Origin of the sequence: Massilia sp. CT11-108 (assembly GCF_047302915.1) — a bacterium.
Lineage (GTDB): Bacteria > Pseudomonadota > Gammaproteobacteria > Burkholderiales > Burkholderiaceae_D > Telluria > Telluria orientalis.
This window is the reverse complement of the sequence record NZ_JBKYMO010001781.1, coordinates 1-234: the sequence shown is the minus strand read 5'-3', so window position 1 is coordinate 234 and position 234 is coordinate 1. Positions and strand designations below refer to the sequence as shown.

The following is a 234-nucleotide window of genomic DNA, read 5'->3' as shown; positions in this document are numbered from 1 at the left end:
GTCTGCCGCACGCCGTGCCGCCCAGTCGCCCGACCGGTCGAGGATCTGCAGCGGCAGCAGCCAGTCGAGGCCACGGCGTGCGGCAGACAATGCGGCCGGCGTGCCCGCTTCCAGCAGTGCGTGGCACATCAGCGCCGTGTCCCACACTGGCGACAGGCACGGCTGGCAATAGGCCTCGGCGCCGTGGTCGACGAGCAGCCGGTCGATGGCGCGGCGCGCGGCGGACGCCTCGGG

1 pseudogene is annotated in these 234 nt (G+C 74.4%); it reads right to left on the bottom strand.

Annotated features, from left to right (window positions below):
- Positions 1-234: pseudogene (locus ACEN88_RS36310) on the bottom strand (squalene--hopene cyclase); the annotation flags it as partial.